The organism is Mediterraneibacter sp. 210702-DFI.3.120 (assembly GCF_020561005.1).
In the GTDB taxonomy this organism is placed as follows: Bacteria; Bacillota; Clostridia; order Lachnospirales; family Lachnospiraceae; genus Mediterraneibacter; species Mediterraneibacter faecis.
In genome coordinates this window covers 82,612-99,084 of record NZ_JAJCNG010000012.1, presented here as the reverse complement: position 1 = coordinate 99,084, position 16,473 = coordinate 82,612, and the positions used below count along the sequence as shown (strand labels likewise).

18 protein-coding genes and 1 tRNA gene are annotated in these 16,473 nt (G+C 40.0%); 3 read left to right on the top strand and 16 right to left on the bottom strand.

All coding sequences use genetic code 11. The features are described 5' to 3' along the window. Window positions 1-317: 317 nt before the first annotated feature. The 11 genes from LI162_RS08295 to LI162_RS08245 form a co-directional block, all read right to left on the bottom strand. Window positions 318-405 (bottom strand) — tRNA-Ser (locus LI162_RS08295). A gap of 123 nt (window positions 406-528) precedes the next feature. Then, entirely contained in the window at window positions 529-1,176 is a 648-nt protein-coding gene (gene thiE / locus LI162_RS08290; protein ID WP_118178212.1) for a thiamine phosphate synthase, read from the bottom strand. Beyond that, window positions 1,163-1,984: a hydroxyethylthiazole kinase gene (gene thiM / locus LI162_RS08285; RefSeq protein WP_020436673.1), complete on the bottom strand. Its 822-nt coding sequence runs from the start codon at window positions 1,982-1,984 to the stop codon at window positions 1,163-1,165. The genes thiE and thiM overlap by 14 nt, the downstream gene beginning before the upstream one ends. Next, on the bottom strand, window positions 1,978-2,715 hold the full coding sequence (locus LI162_RS08280; protein ID WP_020436674.1) for a lysophospholipid acyltransferase family protein: 738 nt from the start codon (window positions 2,713-2,715) through the stop codon (window positions 1,978-1,980). The genes thiM and LI162_RS08280 overlap by 7 nt, the downstream gene beginning before the upstream one ends. Beyond that, on the bottom strand, window positions 2,712-3,275 hold the full coding sequence (locus tag LI162_RS08275) for a Fe-S-containing hydro-lyase (RefSeq protein WP_015527543.1): 564 nt from the start codon (window positions 3,273-3,275) through the stop codon (window positions 2,712-2,714). Before LI162_RS08275 ends, LI162_RS08280 begins: the two co-directional genes overlap by 4 nt. A gap of 31 nt (window positions 3,276-3,306) precedes the next feature. Continuing rightward, window positions 3,307-4,152, bottom strand: coding sequence for a fumarate hydratase (locus LI162_RS08270; protein WP_227156252.1), 846 nt, complete (start codon window positions 4,150-4,152; stop codon window positions 3,307-3,309). A 62-nt stretch (window positions 4,153-4,214) separates the two neighbouring features. Further along, a complete protein-coding gene (locus tag LI162_RS08265) occupies window positions 4,215-4,703 on the bottom strand; it encodes a deoxycytidylate deaminase (protein WP_015527545.1) in 489 nt (162 codons plus the stop codon). Further along, window positions 4,703-6,229: an L-threonylcarbamoyladenylate synthase gene (locus LI162_RS08260; RefSeq protein ID WP_015527546.1), complete on the bottom strand. Its 1,527-nt coding sequence runs from the start codon at window positions 6,227-6,229 to the stop codon at window positions 4,703-4,705. Before LI162_RS08260 ends, LI162_RS08265 begins: the two co-directional genes overlap by 1 nt. 50 nt (window positions 6,230-6,279) lie before the next feature. Beyond that, window positions 6,280-6,978: an N-acetylmuramoyl-L-alanine amidase family protein gene (locus LI162_RS08255; protein ID WP_227156250.1), complete on the bottom strand. Its 699-nt coding sequence runs from the start codon at window positions 6,976-6,978 to the stop codon at window positions 6,280-6,282. A gap of 67 nt (window positions 6,979-7,045) precedes the next feature. Then, the gene (locus LI162_RS08250; RefSeq protein WP_227156248.1) at window positions 7,046-9,004 is read right to left on the bottom strand and encodes a glycosyl hydrolase family 18 protein; all 1,959 of its coding nucleotides are present in this window, start codon (window positions 9,002-9,004) and stop codon (window positions 7,046-7,048) included. Window positions 9,005-9,267: 263 nt separating this feature from the next. Next, window positions 9,268-9,504 (bottom strand): hypothetical protein, encoded by a 237-nt coding sequence (locus tag LI162_RS08245; RefSeq protein ID WP_015527594.1) that lies wholly within the window; start codon window positions 9,502-9,504, stop codon window positions 9,268-9,270. Window positions 9,505-9,985: 481 nt separating this feature from the next. Here LI162_RS08245 and LI162_RS08240 point away from each other — a divergent pair, with 481 nt between their 5' ends. Next, entirely contained in the window at window positions 9,986-10,705 is a 720-nt protein-coding gene (locus tag LI162_RS08240) for an adaptor protein MecA (protein WP_020436679.1), read from the top strand. 341 nt (window positions 10,706-11,046) lie between these two features. Here LI162_RS08240 and LI162_RS08235 read toward each other — a convergent pair whose 3' ends face one another. Together LI162_RS08235 and LI162_RS08230 are read right to left on the bottom strand one after the other, a co-directional pair. After that, complete coding sequence (locus tag LI162_RS08235) at window positions 11,047-11,253, bottom strand: DUF1858 domain-containing protein (protein ID WP_015527597.1); 207 nt, start codon at window positions 11,251-11,253, stop codon at window positions 11,047-11,049. A gap of 524 nt (window positions 11,254-11,777) precedes the next feature. Beyond that, window positions 11,778-12,872, bottom strand: a complete 1,095-nt coding sequence (locus tag LI162_RS08230; RefSeq protein ID WP_117861313.1) for a C40 family peptidase — start codon at window positions 12,870-12,872, stop codon at window positions 11,778-11,780. A 331-nt stretch (window positions 12,873-13,203) separates the two neighbouring features. On the opposite strand from LI162_RS08230, the gene LI162_RS08225 reads away from it, so the two are divergent. Continuing rightward, window positions 13,204-13,599 (top strand): Fur family transcriptional regulator, encoded by a 396-nt coding sequence (locus LI162_RS08225; RefSeq protein ID WP_015527601.1) that lies wholly within the window; start codon window positions 13,204-13,206, stop codon window positions 13,597-13,599. Window positions 13,600-13,638: 39 nt separating this feature from the next. Further along, window positions 13,639-14,181 (top strand): NADH peroxidase, encoded by a 543-nt coding sequence (locus tag LI162_RS08220; protein WP_015527602.1) that lies wholly within the window; start codon window positions 13,639-13,641, stop codon window positions 14,179-14,181. Window positions 14,182-14,265: 84 nt separating this feature from the next. On the opposite strand, the gene LI162_RS08215 is transcribed toward LI162_RS08220, so the two are convergent. The 3 genes from LI162_RS08215 to LI162_RS08205 all read right to left on the bottom strand — a co-directional run bounded on the left by LI162_RS08215 (window position 14,266) and on the right by LI162_RS08205 (window position 16,462). Continuing rightward, on the bottom strand, window positions 14,266-14,547 hold the full coding sequence (locus LI162_RS08215; RefSeq protein ID WP_055145063.1) for a GIY-YIG nuclease family protein: 282 nt from the start codon (window positions 14,545-14,547) through the stop codon (window positions 14,266-14,268). Window positions 14,548-14,746: 199 nt separating this feature from the next. Beyond that, the gene (locus tag LI162_RS08210) at window positions 14,747-15,520 is read right to left on the bottom strand and encodes a M23 family metallopeptidase (RefSeq protein WP_226866405.1); all 774 of its coding nucleotides are present in this window, start codon (window positions 15,518-15,520) and stop codon (window positions 14,747-14,749) included. Window positions 15,521-15,562: 42 nt separating this feature from the next. Then, complete coding sequence (locus LI162_RS08205) at window positions 15,563-16,462, bottom strand: SpoIID/LytB domain-containing protein (RefSeq protein WP_178413860.1); 900 nt, start codon at window positions 16,460-16,462, stop codon at window positions 15,563-15,565. Window positions 16,463-16,473: the final 11 nt, after the last annotated feature.

Below are 16,473 nucleotides of genomic sequence, written 5' to 3'. Positions count from 1 at the left end.
CTTAAAGAAATTTTCAAGGGTTGTTGTTGTCTATTGTTCAGTTATCAAGGTTCTTACTTCGCTTTGTTCATTTGCGACAGCTCATTTATTTTATCATAAGCATTTCGCTTTGTCAAGAACTTTTTGAAGTTTTTTATTTTTCTTACCTCTTCGCTTTGTTTCAGCGAATCAGCTCATTTATATTATCATGTATTTTTCAGAAAGTCAAGAACTTTTTTGAAGTTTTTTTATTTTCTTTTTACATGATTTTTAACTTTCTTCAAAATCAGGAGAAGTCGCCAAACTTCTGTCATCCCGCTCTTTTGATTTAAGTTAAACGGAGAAAGAGGGATTTGAACCCTCGCGCCGGTCACCCGACCTACACCCTTAGCAGGGGCGCCTCTTCAGCCTCTTGAGTATTTCTCCGTACACTGAATTCTACTATAGAATCTATAGCTTTGTTCAATTGTGTGCACCAACAGTGCGAAATTTATTATAGCAATACACTGTCATCTTGTCAATCACTTTTTTTCATTTTTTAACAAAATTTTAAACTATCTGTTCTACGCAGCTTTTCAGCTTTGCAGTTGCTGTCTCAATATCCTTTTGGGCAAAGATTGCACTGATCACTGCAACACCATTAATTCCACTACCCGAAAGCTCTTTTACATTATCTTGTGTAATTCCTCCTATAGCAACAACCGGAATATCAACTTTAGTACAGATTTCCTTCAACACACTGTGTTCTACTTCCCGTGCGTCTGTTTTTGTTCCTGTTTGAAACACCGCTCCAACTCCCAGATAATCTGCCCCATGCTTTTCAGCTAATAAGGCCTGCTCTACTGTCCGTGCAGAGACGCCTATGATTTTATCTTCTCCCAACTGCGCTCTTACATCAAGAGCTTCCATATCACTTTGCCCAACATGCACTCCATCCGCATCAATTTCCTTCGCAAGCTTCACATTATCATTAATTATGAATGGAACTCTATATTTTTTGCATAACTGTTGTATCTTTTTTGCCTCTTCTAAAAACTCTTCTTCTGTCAAATCTTTTTCACGTAACTGAATAAAGGTAGCGCCACCTTTCAGCGCTTCCTCAACCTGTTCATAAAGCGTCTGCCCATTCAGCCAATGTCTGTCCGTAACAGCATACAGCAACATCTGTTCCCTTAATTGTTCCTTAGTAAAGCTCATACTTAGCCCCTTTCTCCAGTTTTTCTCCTGTCATATTATAGATGGCATCAATAATTCTATTTCTATATGTAGCGTTACCATCGCCTTCCTGCATTCTCATCCATGCTATTTCACCGGCAACGCCCATCATACAAACTGCTGCCACAGCAGCTTCCAGTTTTCTTTTCGGATTTGCTGCCAGAAAAGCGGTCGTAATACCGGATAACTGACATCCCGTGCCAGTTATTCTTCCCATTTCTGAACGTCCATTTCTAATTACATAACATTTCTCGCCATCTGTCACAAGATCTATTGCTCCTGTAATTATAACAATTGCTTCTTTCTTTTTCGCAAAACCTTTAATAAATGATATGCTCTGTTGCAAATTTCTTTCATTAACGGCTTCTGTAAGATCAGCATCTACGCCTTTGGTACTTCCGCTTCCGTAAGCCAGCGTCTTAATTTCTGAAACATTACCTCGAATCACAGAAAACTTTATCTCTTTTATTAATTTTAATGCCGTCTCCGTCCTGAACCTGCTTGCTCCTGCTCCCACCGGATCCAATAATACCGGATGTCCCAGTTCATTAGAGCGATGCCCGGCTTTAAGCATTCCCTCAATACTCGTTTTATGTAATGTTCCCAAATTAATGTTCAGCCCTCCACATATAGATGTAATGTCCGCTACATCTTCCGGCTCATCTGACATAATTGGACTGCCACCACATGCAAGAATCACATTCGCAACATCATTCACTGTTACATAATTTGTTATGTTATGCACCACTGGGGCTTTTTTTCTAACTTGATCCAAGCATTCCTTTAGCATTTCTCTTCTACCTTTTCTTTCGTCAGGTTCTTATTGATTGTTTCCTGGATCTGCTGTTCTACTGCAGCAGCAATTTCCACGGTCTTCATATCTTTATAATCTTCATAAAGCATTGGTTTCAGAAAATGCACCTGCACCGTCACCGGTCTGGTACTGTTTGTATCAAACGGTTTAAAAGAATCAACAAGTGCCACCGGAATAATCGGGCACTTTGCTTTGGTTGCTGCTTTAAAGCTTCCCCCTTTAAAAGAACCGACATTATTCCCATTTTTTGAACGCGTTCCTTCTGGGAAAATAAGATAATTTCTCCCCGATACGACTTCTTTTGTTACACTTGTAATAGTTTTCATTGCCTGACGGACATCCTCACGATCAATCATAAATGCTTTCATGATTTTAAATACCTGTTTTAAAAACGGAACGTTTTCCACTTCTTTTTTAGCTACAACAGAAAAAGGGTGCGTACACGCTTCAACAATTGCCAATACATCATACAAACCTTGATGATTTGGAAAAAACATAAATCCATCCTGCTTTGGAATATTCTCCTGTCCATGTACATCGATTGTTACATTTCCGCCTTTATTTGCACGAAAAACAATCCAACGCAAAAATTCATAATTATCTTCTTCTGTATATTTATCCACATGTGAAGCCCGATAGCAGAGTTTAATCCATCCCCCCGGCACGATCAACAGATTCCGCAATACCATCAGTAGAATTCTTCTCATGCATTCTCCTCCATTCTGCAATAATCCTTAATTGCCGTTTCATAAAGATTATTCCCATCTTTATCTATTACTACAATCACCGGAAAATTTTCAACTGTCAGTTTTCTGATCGCTTCTGTTCCAAGATCGTCATACGCTACCACTTCTGAAGATGTGATACATTTTGAAAGAAGCGCCCCTGCTCCACCAACAGCCGCAAAATATACTGAACCATTGCGTACAATTGCATCAATTACCGCTTGATTTCTTTTTCCTTTTCCTATCATAGCACCAAGCCCAAGATCCAGGAGCTGAGGTGCGTATTTATCCATTCTGCTTGCTGTCGTCGGTCCTGCCGAGCCAATTGGGCGTCCTTCTCTTGCCGGTGATGGTCCCATGTAATAAATCACCTGACCTTGAATATCAATTGGAAGTTCCCCGCCTTCCTGTAAAATCTCATACATTCTTTTATGCGCTGCATCTCTTGCTGTATAGACCGTTCCTGTAAGATAAACATAATCTCCTGCCTTCAGTGTTGCCACGGTCTCTTTCTTCATTGGTACTGTTATATGCTTGTCCATTTCACTTTCCTCTTTCACTTAGCCTGTTGAATTAAATTGTACGAATCACATGACGATTTACATGACAGCAAATATTAACCGCCACCGGAAGTCCCGCGATATGTGTTGGATAAGTATTAATATTCACCGCAAGTGCTGTTGTTGTCCCTCCAAGTCCACCAGGTCCGATACCAAGGCTATTTATTTTTGTAAGGAGTTCTTCTTCCAACTCTTTTACGTATTCAATTTCTGAATGTGATCCGACTTCACGTGTCAGAGCTTCTTTGGCCATCAAAGCGCATTTTTCAAATGTACCACCAATTCCAACACCAACCACCATTGGCGGGCACGCATTCGGTCCGGCATCTTTTACCGCAGTAAGAACCGCATCTTTTACACCTTCAATTCCTTCTGCCGGTTTCAGCATAAATACACGACTCATATTCTCGCTTCCGAAACCTTTCGGTGCTACTTTTATCTTTACCTGGTCTCCATCTACAATTCTTGTATGCAAAACTGCCGGAGTGTTATCCTTTGTATTCTCACGGATCAACGGATCTCCAACGACTGATTTACGAAGATAACCTTCTACATAACCTTGACGTACGCCTTCATTTACCGCATCTTCCAATGCTCCTCCTTCAAGATGAGCATCCTGGCCAATCTCAAGAAACACTACCGCCATTCCTGTATCCTGGCAAATCGGAATCATATCCTCTCCTGCAATCTTCAAATTCTCTTGCAACTGTTCCAATATCTGTTTTCCAAGTGGTGCTTCCTCATTCTTTTCGGCACATTTCATTGCCTCTGCCATATCTGGTGACAGAAAATGATTTGCTTCAATGCACATTTCTTTGATGTTTTTTGTTATTTCTTCTACACGTATTGTCCGAATCATTTCTTCTATCTCCCTTTTCTTTGAAACAGGTACGCAAGCGCAATGCAAGCGTACCTGTATTTTTATATCTCAAATTCAATTTTTCTGCCTGTTCGATGGTACTGGTGATATCTCACTCCTGCTGCATCCATCATTCGTTTTGATGCTTTCACTCCCGCTGTATCCGCGTATTTGTCACAATCATAAATAACTTCTTTAATTCCTGCCTGAATAATTGCTTTTGCGCATTCATTGCACGGAAAAAGAGATACGTAAAGTTTTGCTCCCGCAAGACTTCCGCCATTATAATTCAGAATTGCATTCAATTCACTATGCGTTGTATATACATATTTTGTCTCTAACGGATCTTCGCCTTCGCGCGCCCATGGGAATTCATCATCAGAACATCCCATCGGAAGACCATTATATCCCATGGAAAGAATCTTATTATCCTGACTTACAATACAACACCCAACCTGTGTATTCGGGTCTTTTGATCGCATTCCGGAAAGCATTGCCACGCCCATAAAATATTCATCCCATGATAAATAATCTGTTCTTTTATCTGACATTATTCTTCTCCTTTTGCATATGAATTCAGTTTGTCTGCAAGTTTATCTATAAGCCCTGTCAGTATCTCAAAACATTCTCCATAAGCTGTCAGGGGTTTTCCATAAGGATTCGGAAGTTCTTCTGATACTCCAACAAATTCATTTATTGTATATACATTTTTTACATTTTCATAATCCGAAAGAACTTTGTTCTTAATTGTCTCATTCAATGTCAATACAAGTGTATCTCCTTGTAGATTGCTGCCATCAAACTGCTTTGACACATGATTTTCCAACGTCATCTGAGCGCTCTTCATAATTGCCTCTGCCTTCTGGTTTACCGGTTCAGGGAAAAGCACAACCAGTCCGCCGGATTCAATAATATACTCTTGCTCAAGATCCTGGTGACATAGTAACTCTGCCGCCATTGGTCCTACTGCCGAATCCGCCTCGCTGACAAAAATCACTCTGCGATACTTCTGCTTCTTTGTGATCTCTGTTGCCTGCAGGTGCATATGTCCTGCCGCCTTTTCAAGACGATTCATAATCGCCTTTCCTATTCCGTTCATAGCAAAAGATTCACTATAAATCAGATCAACGTCTTCTTCATCGAATTCGCGAAGCACTCGATAAAGGTTTCTTGCAATAGTATTCTCATTCTCACGGGTTCCTATATTCTTCACAATCCCATAATTATAGAACTGAACTGTTTCCCCCGTTGCAATGATTCCGACTTCCTTCCCTTCCCGATGCGCGGCATAAGCAAGCTGACGAATTGCAAGAATCTCTTCTCTTATATTTCCTTCCACAATCATCATTTTCGCCTTCGGTGCATAATGTCGGTACTTCATTCCCGGAGCTTTCGGCGCCTGCTTGCTTTCACTGTTAACCAATGTCTCATCAACACCGACCGGTCCGATTACCTCTTCAAACATATCCGCTGTAATTGCACCCGGACGTAAAATCATCGGCGGCTCTACCGTCATGTCAAGAATTGTGGATTCCAATCCGATATCTACCGCACCTCCATCCAGGATCATATCAATCTTACCTTCCAGATCCACCCGCACATGCTCTGCTGTCGTCGGACTCGGACGCCCGGATGTATTCGCACTCGGTGCTGAAACAAATCCACCTGCCGCCCGGATCAATGCCGCTGCAATTGGATCACTTGGCATACGAACCGCAACCGTATCTAATCCTCCGGTTGTCCCATAAGGTACACTCTCACTTTTTTCAAATATCATCGTCAGCGGACCTGGCCAAAAATGTGCTGCCAGTGCGTCTGTCTCCGGTGGAATATTCACCGCCACTTTTTTCAGATCCTCATAGTCTGCAATATGAACAATCAACGGATTATCTGATGGACGTCCTTTTGCTGCATATGTTTTCTTTGCCGCCTCCTCCTTTAATGCGTCCGCCCCAAGTCCGTAAACCGTCTCCGTAGGAAATGCAACAAGACCTCCTTGTTTTAATACATTTCCCGCTTCTTCTATTACATCCTGGTTTATTTGGTTTTTATCTATTTTTCTAATAATCGTTTCCATAAATTTTATTATATCATTATTTGTTCTAAAAAAAAACTGTTTCTCTTCTGCTATTCATTTTCTTTTATATAAGATAAAATTCCTTTTGCCACTGCTTCTGCTACTGATTTCTGATAATCTTCCGTAACCAGCTTCTGTGCTTCTTTATAGTTACTCAAAAAACCACATTCTACGATCACTGTAGGTACTTCCGTCTTTTTTAATATATAATATGTATTATTTGCTTTTATCTTTTTGGTATTATCCGGATTTACCTTTTGTAAAGCGTCCTGTATTATCCCCGCAGCTTTTTCTCCTTCCGTCGATGTCTGATAGTAGAAGACCTGCGCACCGAAAACATTTTCTTCATGATAACTGTTCTGATGTATACTGACTGCTAATACAGGGGAAACTTCATTCATAATCTTTACTCTGTATTTCAAATCTTCTACTTTACTTTGTGCAAGCTGTTCATCTGTTTCTCTGGTCATGATTACCTGTATATTTTCTTTTTCCAAAATTTTCTTTACAGAATTCGTAATCGTTAAATTGATATCTTTTTCTTTCACTCCATTGATTCCGACCTTCCCAGAATCAGTACCACCATGTCCTGCATCTAAAACAACTATCCTGTCTGACTTTTCAGCTTCTCCGATTGTCTCCATTTCTTCTTTTAATTCTTTCTGTAAGTTTTTCGAAACTTTCCAACAACCTGCGATAAGCCCTGTCATAATCAGAATCCCTATCATCAACCTGATTTTTCTTTGCAAAAAACGACCTCCCTTCACATATTCTATCTATATGCAATGAGAAGCCGTTTTTTAACTTATCTTTTATTTAATTTACATACTGAGAAATGAGCTTCCATACACTGCTTTCTTCTTTTCCCAGACTCCATTCTGCCACACCTGCCAGTTTATTTTCCTGTATCACCTTCAGCTTTGCTTCCAATGATTGAGCATCTTCAAGCCAGATACGGTAGGTTCCGCCATCCGCAGACCATTTTGCATAGTTTTGCTGTGTCTTTTCATCCCACTGTGCTGTTGCTCCCGCATTCACAACACTCTGCGCTGCTTCTTCCATTCCCAGTGCCTTACTTGATACTTTATTCGGATAGGATGCTGCTTCTGTACCAGCTTCTTCCGAAAGTTGCTCCTGGCTCTTTGCTGTCTCAAACCATAATCTGGTAAAAAATGGAATTCCGGCAATTACTTTATCAGCTGATACCTTTTTCAATGTTTTTTCTATTCCATCCTGCAAATAGCTGATCGATGCCACTGATCCCGCTTCATAGGATCCTTCTGTATGTTCATCATAAGCCATAATCACCACGTAATCTGCCACAATCCCCTGCTCTTTAAGATCATAATGTGAATTGTATGACTGTGGCACATAATTATCAACTGAAAATACAAGATTATTCTGGTGGCACTTCACAGACAGCTCTCTCACAAGCTGCACGTAATGCACACCACACTTAGAAGAAATCAATTCAAAGTCTAAATTAATTCCATCCACTCCTGCTGCCACTGCCGCAGCTACAACCTGATCTTCCAGTTTTGCTCTTTTTGATGTATAACGCAATGTCTCATAGGTCTCATCATAGGAATTCGTTCCACCATGAAAATCCCGGAATACAGCCCACACTTCCAGTCCTGCCGTATGTGCATAATTCACATAGTCCGCATCTGCAATTGAACTGATATTACCTTCCGTATCCGCAAGACTAAACCAGGTTGGTGCGATCGTCGTAAGTCCACTGGTTGATGCAAGTACCTGCTGAACCGCATTATTTGCTGCCGCATTCGTCACATTATGCCATGCCATATTGATCGAATGATCTTCTGTCATGTCTGAATAAACCGGTTCCGTAAAATCTCTGGATGTTTTTTCTTTTTTCTGGTTCTTTAAAGATTTGGTCTTAATATATCCTACATAACCATCCGCTGTGGCAACTTTCATCCAGTCATCTTCGTCTTCAAGCACTGTCACCTTGTCCGATTTTTTAACTTCTGTCAGTATCGGACTCTTAACGCCACCAAGATAACGAACCTGTGTGTCTTTCTTCACTTCTGCTGTCTCGATCTCGCCCCACTTTGATGTGATAATTGCTCTGTTTGGTTCCTGTTCCACAGAATATTCCATATTCGTATACTCTTGTATGAACGGAAGTGCGATATATGCGATATCTCCATCCGTCTTAAGAATTACATAATCTTCACTTTTTGTTTCGTTCACTGCTGTATATTCACTGCTGTTCTCACTTACAGAAACATTTCCATCCGGCAAGGTATATAAAAGCACCCTTTCGTTCGCATCCCAGTAAAATCTGCTGTTTATCTTATCACGAAGAACCTGATATGCTACATAATATTGTCCATCAAAAACCTTACCTGGTATAACACTATCTGTAGAAGAATCGGAAGAAGATTCCGCGGAACTCTCTTCTTTTTTCACTACTTCATTATTAATGATCAATGCCAGATCATCACTGTTTTCTATTCCATAATATTGTTCTTTATCGGCTTCCTCATTTGATGAACCGTATCTCTTAAAGAAAACTGCGCCTGCTGCCAAAATCATGATCAATAATATGATGATCATTACGAAAAGAATTTTGTTACGTCTTTTCCGCACTCTATTCACTTTCTTCGCACGTCGTGTTCCTGACCTTCCATTTCTGCCTCTACCTGTTGTCATTGGTCTTCCCTTTCTCCGGGAACTCCCCGGATGTCCAGATTGTCCTTCTACTCTTCCCCTGCTTCGCGCATGGGTACTGCCTTTTCTTTTGTCCATGCCAACCCTCCTGATTACAATTTTTATATCTCTGGCGCTTTCTTACACAAACAGCTCCTTACGCTCTGCTGTGTGTATTTCTAATATCTCCACATCTCTGAATAAAATAATGATTCTGAAATTCATTATATCATATTTTCATCTTGCGTCATTAACAAATTGCATCTACAACAGTTGTACATATCAAAAAGTTGTTACACCTTAAATGTCTGTCCATCTTCTATCAATTATAACAGCTTACAAATATACTTCTGTCCGGCAGTTCAAGGGGTAATCTCTGCCTGTCTGTTATGATTCACATCTGTAAAAACCAATGATTCTATCCTTCCTTCCGGATCAATCACATAATCTCTCATATAAGTACCTTCTTCTCTGGCCATATATGCTGTCACAATCTGCAATGGACTCATCGGATATCCATCCATAACTATGTCCACTCCTTTTTCTTCATAACCTCTTAGTTCCGCATATAATTCCTTATATCCATCTTCCGTTCTCATATCGTATGTACTCCTTCTCTCCTGGGATCCTGATAAAACGTTGTCCGCCATCTTCGACCATAAAAGGTATCTGTGACATACTGTAGAACAAGTGACGGACAAGAAGACAACCCTGATCTTCGGAGGGTCTCCTTCTCATAATTATTGTGAATTTTCCCTTGATTTCAGGGAATTGAATTTTTTTGAAAATCAGAAATGCTTTCAGTGCCTCCTTTCTTAACATTCTGTTTTATCAAATGGTGTGTCTTCTGTAAGTGCCATTATATGAGCAGCCTTTTGAAATTTCAATGTGTTTATTGTTGATAAGTGGGTGGGATTTGTTGATAACCTAAAATAGTTATAAACAATTTTCGTTTTCCTTTACATCTTTTCTTTTTTTGTTTATACTAAACAATGAAAAGATATATCTAGTTATGAACATAATGAACAGTTCTTAATCCACAGATTATCTTAATATCATAAGACATAAGGATGTGATCATATGAAAATTGAAAAAATCAATGACAATCAGATTCGTTGTACTTTGACACATGCCGATCTTGCAGCCCGCAATCTCAAGATCAGCGAACTGGCTTATGGTACCGAGAAAGCAAAATCACTATTTCGAGATATGATGCAGCAGGCCTCTTTCGACTTTGGATTCGAGACAGATGACCTTCCTCTGATGATAGAAGCAATTCCTTCTTCTTCAGACTCTATCACCTTAATCATAACAAAGGTGGAGGATCCGGAAGAACTTGATACACGTTTTTCCAAGTTTACACCTGCCGGAGATTCTGATACACTGAACAGCAATGTTCTTGAAAAGCTTCAGGGCGCAGATGAATTCTTTGATCTGCTTAACAAAGTGAAGGAAGTAGCTTCCGAAGCAAAAGATCCGGAACCTAAAGAAACAGTACCGACATTTCCGGTTCGCCTGTTCTCCTTCGACACATTAGATTCCGTAATTGAGGCTTCCCGCCTGCTTGCTCCGTTCTATACAGGTGCAAATACATTATATAAGGACGAGGAGAATAATAATACCTTTATCCTTGCGCTGGCACCTGCTGATGGCGCAGATCAGGAATTTAATAAAGTATGTAATATGCTTTCGGAGTACAGTTCCCCTGAGAAGGGAGATTCTTCTGTTCTTGCATTTCTGGAGGAGCATTGCAAAATCATTGTTTCCGCAGACGCAATTCAGAAGTTATCCACAATTTAAACAACGAATAAAAAAGACGGTCTGGAATTATGGGAATAACTTTTCCCACACTTCAGGCCGTCTTTTTCACTTGTTATCCACAAAAACTTTTAACGATACGAACAAAGAATGTGCCTTGCACATTCTTGCGCCTGCGGCGTTGCTAAGCGCCAGTGGCGCTTGTTTAGCAAGGACCGAAGTGGAAACGTAGACCGCTTGCGACATCTACATTGTACGCCGCAGTGCGCATCCTTAGCGGAGCGTTTTTTATATATTAGGAAAGCACTTTCCTAATATATAAAAAAGCTGCCATACTCTCTTTTTTGAGAGCACAACAGCTTCTTGTATATCTTTTCTCTTAATTATTTACCAGCGGCTGCCATTGCTGCATTGATCTTCTCTACAAGCAGATCTGCATCAATTCCATGAACCATAGCTGCTTCCTCAAGAGACTCCATCTGAGATGACGGGCATCCAAGACAATGCATACCAATCTCCATCAAAATCGGAGCTGACTCTGGAAATGTTACCAGAAGTTCGCCAATTGTTGTGCTTTTAGAAATTGCCATCACTGTTTCCTCCTTACATATTTCTATTTTCAATTAATTTCTGTCACCCTTGAACAGTAATTTTTATTATAATCCCTGATCTATGATTTAGCAACCTTATTTTCATTATCATTCTATAAAATTTTCTGAATTTTTCACGCAACTTTTTCCGTTTATCACACTACTCAAAAGTCAATCAGTTTTCTTTTTTTTTTCGACAAATCGTCATTTTCATAACAATGACCAAAACGAATGTTCTTTTTATTTCCAAAAGTTATCCACACTATTCACATCTTTCTTTGTTGATAATGTGGATAACTTTCAGGGAATCTTTTATTTTTCCTCATTTTTTCGATTTTTCAATGTTGATAAGTTGAAAACTACTTTTTTTCATTTTTTTGCTATTTTGAATATTCTTGTCATATTTTGTGCATTTTGACTATCCGTATATTTTTCTTGGAAAATACCGATTTTAGAATTTACAGTCAAATCTTTCATTTCCCACACATATTCTGGACAATGCATCGTTTTCTTTCTATTATTCTTTAATAAATCCGTCTGACAGCCACGATATTCGTATACGTCGCACTGCTGATGCCAATTCCCTGAGCTTCATTCATTGCATTTACGATCTGATCATTTCCTATATATAAACCAACATGTCCTTCATATAAGATAAGATCCCCTGGCTGTGCATCTTCATAACTCACTTCATATCCTGCACTTCGCTGTTCATAAGAAGTTCGTGGAAGGCTTATACCAAAATGTGCATACACGGACTGGACAAATCCTGAACAATCCGCCCCATCTGTTAAACTTGTACCGCCCCACACATATGGATTCCCAATAAACTGACAGGCATAATCAATAACTTCCTGCCCTGACGCAACTGACTGAGCCGCCGCTTCTGCAGCCTGGGCTTCTGCTTCCGCCTCCGCAGCCGCAGCTTCTTCTGCTTCCATTCGTTTTTGTTCTTCCTCTTTTGTCTCCCCGTAAGAATAAGAACTTTCCTCTGTAACATAATCACCGCACACCCAGCCATTAACTTCACCGACCTGTATCGGATACCAGCCATCTACAGGATCTGCTGTCACAAGATATTCTTCTCCCTGACCGATCTGGGTTAATACGGTAGTATCTGTCCCATGTCCTTCTCTGACATTCAGACAATCTGCTGTGACTGTAACATTCTCATTTGTATACTCATCTGACCTCGAACGGGCTTCTTCTCCTGTGAACAATGTTTCCGTCGGAACATACCCCTCTGCATTTCCCGACCGGATCTTTGTCCATCCATCCAGATATTCCAACACAACTGCCGCTGAATCAGAATATAATTTTCCAACCCATTCACTGTTTTCATCTGCTTCGCTTCTAATATAGGTATAATCCCCCGTATTAGAAAACGCTATATTCAAATACTCTCCCTCTTCTGTCGGCACCAGATACAGATTGATATTGTTCTTTATTTCTGTCTGATATGATGCTTCCAAAATGTTTTCAATTCCTGTAACCGGAACCAGACTCTTCTCACTGTCATCAGTTTCTGCCGCCTGTGTTCTGACTACACTCCCCGGAATTATGATCATCCCTGCCATCATTGACATGATAAGCTTATGCTTCATCCGCATGTTACTCATATAAAACCTCCTTTATTTCAAGCCTTATCTTTTGTGGGAAGTTTTAATTGTTACATAATTGTTAATTTTTGTTACGCCGTAATTTTATCAATCAGCCATAGATATGTCAACTGTTTTAATAGTTTTTTCATAATTATCACCCTCCACTATTTGTAATTATTCCCCTTTTTTATTAAGCTTAACATCCTTTTTGTTAATTATTCTGTAACATTTTGTCAGAACAAATAGAAAAAACTTATTTTTTTCTATTGACAATTTTAAAAATATAAGTTATATTCTAATTACAGTAATCGTTACTGTTATTGATTCGATTTCAGAAAGAGGTGAATCTATGGCTGCAATTAAATATAGCCGACAGCGAGAAGCTATCAAGCATTATCTCGCTTCAACAAAAGAGCATCCCACTGCCGACACTGTTTATCTGCATGTTAAAGAGGATTTTCCTAATATCAGTCTTGGTACTGTTTACCGGAATTTGAATCTGCTGACAGATATCGGCGAAGCAATCAAGATCCCTACACCTGACGGCGGAGATCGATTTGACGGGAATGTTATTCCGCACAATCATTTTCTCTGTACAAGCTGTGGACGGTTACTGGATCTGGAACTGGATATGAAGAGTATTGAAGAAGTGAACCGGCTGGCCGGGGAGAATTTTGATGGAATCATCACTTCAAGTTCCACTTTGTTTTATGGGGAATGCAGTGACTGCATTAGAAAGTCTTAAGTTATAAAAAAAATTAATAAGAAAAAGGAGATTATCATTATGAAAAAATTTGTATGTACAGTATGTGGTTATGTTCACGAAGGAGATGCTGCACCGGCTGAATGTCCAGTCTGTCACGCACCAGCTTCTAAGTTCAAAGAGCAGGAAGGAGACAAAGTATGGGCTGCTGAGCACGTTGTAGGTGTTGCACAGGGTGTCAGCGAAGATATTCTTGCAGATCTTCGTGCAAACTTCGCAGGAGAGTGCTCTGAAGTAGGAATGTACCTTGCAATGGCAAGAGTTGCTCACAGAGAAGGATATCCGGAAATCGGACTTTACTGGGAAAAAGCTGCTTACGAAGAAGCAGAGCATGCTGCAAAATTCGCTGAACTTCTTGGTGAAGTTGTAACAGACAGCACAAAGAAAAACCTTGAGATGAGAGTTGATGCTGAGCACGGTGCTACAGAAGGTAAATTCGATCTTGCAAAGAGAGCGAAAGCTGCTAACCTGGATGCAATCCACGACACAGTACACGAGATGGCTCGCGATGAAGCAAGACACGGAAAAGCATTCGAAGGACTGCTTAAGAGATACTTCGGCTAAACAAACCTTATCAGCAGATGCGATTGCTTCTGCTGTGATAAACCTGCCCATCGGGAATGTAACATTTCCTGATGGGCAGGTTTTTTAATCTTCTTTCTCTTTTCTTTCATCTGATAATTTAACTTTTTTGCCGGCAATGAGTTTCTGTTTCTCTTTTCTCCCTAACTGCTTAATTGCATATTCCCGTTTCATTGCCTGTTCTTTTGTCTCAAATTCCTCATAATAAGCCAATTCAACTGGCCTCCGTGCCTTCGTATATTTTGCGCCTTTCCCTGAATTGTGCGCCTCCACACGTTTTTCCAGATCATTTGTCCAGCCCGTGTATAACGTTCCGTCACTACATTTTAGCATATATGTATAATTCAAAAACTCACCTCTGCTATCTCCCGCATTACTCTTTCGATGCATGTTATTTACTATATCATGAATCCCTTATCCAAGACCAATACTATATTATCAGGAAAACTTTTCTTAAACTTTTTCCTGTATCCGATACAATATAGTATTGATCCTGCACCCGTAATCAAACTTTTGATTCCTTCATTTTATCCAAACAAATACAACTTTACTCCATAAAATTCATTGGGTCAACCGGCGCCCCGTCTTTCATAATTTCAAAATATAAATTTGGTCCTTCGACACTATAATATTTCGTCGGTGAATTCAGTGTTCCCACTTCCTCTCCGGCTGCAATATAATCTCCAACTGCTGCCGCCACTTCATCCAGCTGGCCATAAACCGCAGTATACCCATTTCCCATATCAAGTGTCACGGTAGTTCCTGTCTGGGCAGTCTGTTCAATACTCTCTACAACTCCTGCTGCCGCTGCGTGGATCACTTCTCCCTGCGTTCCACCAATAATCAGTGCAGGATTATATTTATACTGCTCCAATGTTGGAAAATATACTGTATGATCCATACTAAAACTCAAAAGTGTTGCTCCGCTTGCCGGCCAGGCAAGTGTGCTTTCCTGAGTAAACCACACATTCTGTGTATTTGAAGATGCCGTGCTTTGAATTTCCTCTGTGGATGTATTTCCATTCTCCATACTGTTTTCATTCTCTTGCTGAACATCCTTTTGGGATTCCTGGTTTTCTGCATTATCCTCTTCTGAATCTGTGTCTGTAGGAAGAATATCATCTGTATTCGCCAATGTACTATCATCTTCTGTAAGCTGTTCTGCTGTTGTTTGCGCATCTTTGATCTCCTGCTCCATATCTTTTTTGTAATGATTGTATGTGTAGCTCCCAACCATTGTAATTACCGCAACAAAACAAAGTACTGCGCCAACTGCAGCTCCCTTTCCTTTCAAAAAGGCCGGTCTTTCATTTTTATTCATAATCATCACCTCTGGCTATAGCATTGCCTGAAATGATCGATCTTATTCATCTATGTGGTGTAGTTCTGTTCCTTCATAAAAATATTGCAGGATCTCTTCATAATTTTTCCCATCCTTTGCCATTTCCTGTGCAGTCCACTGACTCATTCCGAATCCGTGCCCTTTTCCAACAGTTGCAATCTTCAACCCGTGTGGACTTTCATAAAAAGAAAATGAACTCGAAGGAAGTTTCAGTGCATCACGGAACTGATCTCCTGTACATATCGTCTCTCCAATCCTCATTTTTCTGACATAACCGGAAGAATCCCATTCCTGAATTTCAAAATCTTCGTATCCATACCCATTTTCTGCTTTTTTCTGTTCCTCTGCCACAAGGAATTCTCTACATCTCTTTTGTATCTCTTTATATTCTATCAAATGTACCTGAATTTCATCTTCTGCCGCCTTGTCAAGCGGACATTCTTTTGCTGTGATGTACGGATAATCTGCATTCCCAAGTACCTCCTGCACGTCTCTGGTCTTTCCATTACTGGATTGATGAAACGGTGCCCATGCAAAGGTCTCATGATACCACAGTACAATTCCTTTTGTTTCCTGTGCTGCCTGTTGACATTTTTTCAAATTCTCTTCGTATTTTGTCCCCCACTTTTTCTTCATCTGAGTCTGCGTCAGACATTTATCCAAAATAGTTTGCTTTTCTTTCTCTGTTCTGTACAACTCTGTACGTAGAACAACCGCCTGTGCCTTCAATGCTTCTATTTCATATCCTCCATCTGTTTCTCCTGCGAGTATTCCTGCGAGATACACAGATGCATTATCGCTGTCAGCTCCCTGCACCGCATTCTTTCCGTTTATAAAAACAGAAATGATGTAAGGAAGTAAAAACAGTATGATAAGAAATGCAAAAAATAACTTTATTTTATTTCTAATTGTATCACGCATAAAAACAGCCC